Consider the following 5794-nt stretch of genomic DNA (forward strand, 5'->3'; position numbering starts at 1 on the left):
GGGGGCGACGTTCGCGACAGCCAGGCGGACGTGTCGCGTGCCGAGCAGTGGCTGGGCTTTCGCGCGCGCGTGCCGCTGGACGAGGCGCTGCGCGAGACGGTGCGCTGGTACGCGGGGGTGCGTCCCTGATGCGGATCCTGCCGCTGCGCGGTCTGGCCGCGCTCGCCTACCTGATCGGCGTGCTCGTGCTCACGACCCTGCCGGGGCGCGAGGTCTCGGCCTGGGGCGTCTCCGATGCGCTGCTCGACCTGGCCCACGTTCCCCTGTTCGCCGGTCTGACCTTGGTTACCCTCTGGGCGGTCGTCGGGCCGCGAGTGCCGCGCCTCCTGCTCGTCACGGCGTCGCTCATCGCGTTCGCCGCGATCGACGAGGGGCTGCAACTGCTCGTGCCCGGGCGCTTCGCGTCGTTCGGGGACGTCCTGCGGGACGTCGTCGGAGTGGGGATCGGAGCCGCCGTCTTCGAGGGGATGCGGCCGCTCGCCAACGCTCGGAAGAAGGAGTCGCATCCATGAACATCGCCGTCATCGGCACCGGCTACGTCGGGCTCGTCACGGGCGCCGGGTTCTCGGAGTTCGGCATCAACGTGATCTGCGTCGACAAGGACGTCGAGAAGATCGCGCGGCTCGAGCGCGGTGAGCTGCCGATCTTCGAGCCGGGCCTCGACGACATCGTGCAGCGCAACGTCGCGGCGGGACGGCTTCGCTTCACGACCGACGCGCGAAGCGCGGTGCAGCAGTCGCTGGTGATCTTCATCGCCGTGCCGACACCGCCGCAGGAGGACGGAAGCACCGATCTGTCCTACGTCGACGAGGTCGCGCGCACGATCGGCGAGCACCTCGACGGCTACAAGGTCGTGGTCACCAAGAGCACAGTGCCGGTGAAGACGGCCGAGCGGGTGCGGAAAGGGGTGGTCCAGGCGGCGCAAGCCGCGGGCAAGCGCTCGATCCGCTGCTCGGTGGCGTCGAATCCGGAGTTCCTTCGCGAGGGCAGCGCGGTCGAGGACTTCCTTCACCCCGATCGCGTCGTGATCGGAGCCGACGATCCGGAAGCGGTCGCGATCCTGAAGGATCTGTACAAGCCGCTGAACCTGATCGAGGTTCCGTTCGTGATCACCAACGTCGCGACGGCGGAGCTGATCAAGTACGCGAGCAACGCGTTCCTCGCCACGAAGATCAGCTTCATCAACGAGATCTCGGCGCTCTGCGAGGCGGTCGGCGCCGACGTCCACCACGTCTCTCGCGCGATGGGCCTCGACGGGCGCATCGGTCGCAAGTTCCTGCACCCCGGTCCCGGCTACGGCGGCTCGTGCTTCCCGAAGGACACGCTCTCGCTGGTCCAGTTCAGCCGCGAGTTCGGCGTCGAGCAGCGCATCGTGGCGGCGACCGTGGCCGCGAACGACGCGCAGCGCGAGCGGATGATCTCGAAGGTCGAGAAGATGATCGGGCCGGTTCGGGGCAAGACGATCGGCGCGCTCGGGCTCTCCTTCAAGCCGAACACCGACGACGTGCGCGAGTCCCCGGCGATCTGGGTGATCCGCGAGCTGCAGAAGCTCGGCGCGCGGATCCGCTGCTACGACCCCGAGGCGATGAAGACCGCCTCTCGCGAGCTCTCCGACGTCGACTTCTGCGAGGACGCGTACGACACGGCGAAGGGGAGCGACGCGCTGCTCTTCCTGACCGAGTGGAACGAGTTTCGCAAGCTCGATCTCGTGCGTTTGAAGGAGCTGCTTCGCGATCCGGTCGTGATCGACATGCGAAACGTCTGCGAGCCGGCCGAGATGGCGCAGATGGGCTTTCGTTACACCGGAGTGGGGCGATAGCCCGGACCCCTGAAATCCATCCTGTCGTGCTCGCGGGCGGCGCGGGAACCCGCTTCTGGCCCGCGAGTCGACGCGCGCTGCCCAAGCCGTTCGTCAACCTGGTCGGGACGCGCACGCTGCTCGGTGACACCCTGGAGCGACTGCGCCTGGTCGCGCCGGCGCGGCGCACGACCGTCGTCTCGTCCGCATCGCTCGCGCGCCCCACGCGTTCGGCGCTGCGCGGCCATCGGGGCGCGCGACTCCTGCTCGAGCCTCTGGCGCGCAACACCGCCGCGGCGATCGCCTGGGCCGCAGCGGACGCGCTCGGGCGCGGCCACGACGGGGTGATCGGAGTGTTTCCCGCGGACCACTGGATCGCGAAGCCCACCGCGTTCGCGGCGTGCGTGCGGCGGGCGGCGCGCGTCGCCGCGGACGGCGAGTGCCTCGTGCTCCTGGGCATCGAGCCCACGCGGCCCGACCCGGCCTACGGCTATCTGCGCGTGCCCCGGCGCGCGGATGCCGGCGGGGGTCTCGCGGTCGAGCGCTTCGTCGAGAAGCCGAGCCGCGCGCGCGCCCGGAGCCTTCTCGCGAGCGGTCGCTACCTGTGGAACTCCGGCGCGCTGCTCGCCCGTCCGGAGCGGATCCTGACCGAGACGCGTGAGCAGGCCCCCGAGGTCTGGGATGCGCTCGGGCCGGCACTTTCGCGCATGGCCGAGGGGAGGGCGGTGTCCCGTACCCGGCTCTCGCGCGCCTGGGCTCGCGTCACGCCGCTCTCCTTCGATTTCGCGGTCCTGGAGCGCAGTCGCCGCGTCCGGGCGGTGCGCGGGGGCTTCGCCTGGTCCGACCTCGGCAGCTGGGACGCGCTCGGTGAGCACCTGTCTCCGTACGAGGGCAACCATGTACACTGCTCCCCCGAGCCGCTTCTGCTCGGGGCGACGCGCAATGTCGTGTGGAGCTCCGCCGATAGGCAGGTGGTGCTGATCGGCGTGCGTGATCTGCTTGTGATCCAGACCACCGACGCACTGCTCGTCTGCGCTAAAGATCGGGCGCAGGACGTTCGAGAGGTCGTCGGAGCGCTCGCCCGAAGACATCGTGAAGAACTCCTGTAGGAGTTCCGTCCACCAGCCAGCACGCACCGAGGCACACGGAAATGAAGGAACGCAACGAAGCTCTCCGCGGGATTCCGCTCTTCCGCAATCTCGACGAGAAGGATCTCGCCGACATCGCGGGACTGCTGATCGACCGGAAGTTCCCGCGCGACGCCGTCATATTAGAGGACGGTTCGCTCGGCGACTACATGTACCTGATCCAGGAAGGTCAGGTGAAGGTCACGAAGATGTCCGAGGACGGCCGCGAGAAGATCCTCGAGATGCTCGGGCCCGGCGACTTCTTCGGCGAGATGGCGCTGCTCGACCGCGAGCCGCGTTCGGCCTCGGTCAAGACCACGACCGCGTGCGTGCTCCTCGCGCTCTCGCGGATGGATTTCCTCGGGCTCCTGAAGCAGGACCACGAGCTCACGCTCGAGCTGCTCCGCGAGCTCGCCCGCCGCATCCGCGAGACCGACGAGCAGATCCGCGGCCTCTCCTTCGAACGGGTCGAGAGTCGCGCCCGGCGGCTTCTGGCGCGGCTGGCCAAGGAGAAGGTACCTGAGCGCGCGGACCGGATGGCGACCTCGCCGATCACGCATCAGCAGCTCGCGGACCTCGTCGGCACGAGCCGCGAGACGATCACGCGAATCGTGAAGGACCTGAAGGACGAGGGCTGGCTCGAGCAGGAAGGCAAGCGCTATCTCGTCCCCATGGCCGACACCGACGCCGCCGAACGGGCCTGAACTCCGACCGCGCCGTGTGCTAGCTCTTCCGGATCGAATACGCGCCCGGAGGTCCTCGAAGATGCGAGTTGCGGCGATCGTTTCCTGCCTCCTGCTCTGCTTCGCGCTGGGCTGCACCTCCAAGGAGGCCCGCATCGCCGAGCAGCGCCAGATGGCGAGCGAGTTCTTCGACAAGAAGGAATGGAGCGAGGCGAAGATCGCCTACTTGAATCTGCTCCAGCTCGCGCCGAACGACGCAGAGGCCCACTACAAGATGGCCGAGACCCTCTGGGCGCTGCAGGAGTTCGGCGAGTCGCTCTGGCAGTACAAAGAAGCGTCGCGCCTGGCCCCCGAAAACGTCGAGTGGCGGATGAAGCTCGCGCAGGTGCTCTTCGCCGCGCGCGACTACGACACCGCGCTCGAGCAGGTCTCGACGATCCTCGAGAAGGAGCCGAAGAACATCGAGGCGCTGCTGCTGCGCGGCGCGCTGAAGTCGGTGAAGGGCGATTTCGACGGACTGCTCGAGGACCTCGACGTCGCGCTGGAGATCGACCCCGACCACCCCGATACGCTCGCGCTGCGCGCGCAGGCGCTGGGGCGCAAGGGCGACATCGCGGGAGCGGAAGAGGCGCTTCGCAAGCTCGTGACGGTGAAGCCGTCGGCGTCGAACCACCTCTCGGTGGCGCGCTTCCTCTCGATCGTCGGCAAGGAGGACGAGGCGCTCGCCGAGCTGAACTCTGCGATCGAGGCGGCGGAGACCTCGGACGAGAAGACCCAGGCGCGCCTGTTCCTGACCAACTTCTACATCAATCAGGGACAGAACGACAAAGCCGAGGAGACGCTGCTGCAGGCGCGAGCCGACGCGCCGAAGGACGCGAACGTGCTGCTCACGCTCGCGCGCTTCTACTACTCGACGAACAAGAGCGAGCAGGCGGAGGCGATGCTCGAGGAGAGCGTGAAGATGCAGCCCGGCCTGGCCGAGCCGCTTCTGGTTCTAGCCGACTACCATCGGCGAGCCGGCAACCTCGAACAAGCGCTCGCCGACGTCGACCGTGCGCTCGAAGCCGAGCCGAAGAGCGAGGCCGCGCGGCTGCGAAAGGCCGAGCTGATCGTCGATCAGAAGGGCGAGAACGCCCAGCCGACGCCGGAGTCCTGGGAGATCGTGCGCGCGGTCCTGAAAGAGAATCCGAAGAGCGTGCTCGGGCTCTTCACCGAGGGAAAGTTCTACCTGCTGGAGAAGAAACTCGCCGAGGCGTCGACCAGCCTGCGGCGCGTCATCGACCAGCAGCCCAGCGCGGCTGCCCACGTTCTGCTCGGCACCGCCTACCTGGCGCAGAAGCAGCAGGACCTCGCGCGAAGCGAGTTCCAGCAGGCGCTCCAGCTCGACGCGCAGTACATGCCGGCGCGAAGTCAGCTCTCCGCGCTCTACCTGACCGCGGGCGAGGACGAGAGCGCCGCGCGCGAGGCGAAGCTCGTGGTGGAGCAGAATCCCAAGGATCTGCGCATCCGCCTGATCCTGGTCGAGGCGTTGACCCGCTTGAAGCGGATCCACGAGGCGCGCGAGGTCCTGGGACCGATCGAGGTCAGCAGCGACCTGCCGGCGCCGATCCGACTCAAGATCGCGGAGTTCTACCGCCGCACGCGCGACACGAAGGCCGCGGCGCCGATCCTCGAGGCGCTGATCGCCGAGAATCCGAACGACCCGGCGGCGATGGCCGAGCTGATCCAGGCCGACATGGACGAGCGCAACTACGAGGCCGCGATGACCAAGATCAATGGGTTCATCGCCGCGCAGCCCGACAACGTCCCGCTCTACGAGATGCGCGCCAAGATCCGCCTCTCCTCGCCGGGCGGCGACAAGCCCGAGGGAATCGAGCTGGCTCTTTCGGACCTGAAGCTCGCGATCGAGAAGGCGCCGAATCGGGTCGAGCCGGTGGTCACGCTCGCCAAGCTCTACCGGACGCTCTGGCAGCGCGATGGCAGCCATCTCGACGATGCGATCGCGACGTACAAGAAAGCGCGCGAGATCGATCCGCAGAACGCGCTGGTGGCGCTGGAGCTCGCGTCGCTCTCGGAGTCGGCCGGGCGCAAGGACGAGGCCAAGGAGAACTACGAGGTCGTGCTTCGCCTCGACCAGGACCAGCCCGGTGCGAAGAACAACCTGGCCTGGCTGCTCGCCGACGACG

5 protein-coding genes are annotated in these 5794 nt (G+C 68.2%); all 5 read left to right on the forward strand.

The features are described from left to right. Positions 1-128 precede the first annotated feature (128 nt). Positions 129-512 (forward strand): VanZ family protein, encoded by a 384-nt coding sequence (locus FJ108_17645; GenBank protein MBM4337714.1) that lies wholly within the window; start codon positions 129-131, stop codon positions 510-512. After that, the gene (locus tag FJ108_17650) at positions 509-1819 is read left to right on the forward strand and encodes a UDP-glucose/GDP-mannose dehydrogenase family protein (GenBank protein MBM4337715.1); all 1311 of its coding nucleotides are present in this window, start codon (positions 509-511) and stop codon (positions 1817-1819) included. Before FJ108_17645 ends, FJ108_17650 begins: the two co-directional genes overlap by 4 nt. Then, positions 1681-2907 (forward strand): mannose-1-phosphate guanylyltransferase, encoded by a 1227-nt coding sequence (locus FJ108_17655; protein ID MBM4337716.1) that lies wholly within the window; start codon positions 1681-1683, stop codon positions 2905-2907. The genes FJ108_17650 and FJ108_17655 overlap by 139 nt, the downstream gene beginning before the upstream one ends. A 41-nt stretch (positions 2908-2948) precedes the next feature. Then, positions 2949-3629: a Crp/Fnr family transcriptional regulator gene (locus FJ108_17660; GenBank protein ID MBM4337717.1), complete on the forward strand. Its 681-nt coding sequence runs from the start codon at positions 2949-2951 to the stop codon at positions 3627-3629. A 61-nt stretch (positions 3630-3690) separates the two neighbouring features. Continuing rightward, positions 3691-5794 (forward strand): tetratricopeptide repeat protein (locus FJ108_17665; protein ID MBM4337718.1); only part of this gene is annotated, 2104 nt, incomplete at its 3' end.

Source organism: Deltaproteobacteria bacterium, from assembly GCA_016875225.1.
GTDB lineage: Bacteria > Myxococcota_A > UBA9160 > SZUA-336 > SZUA-336 > VGRW01.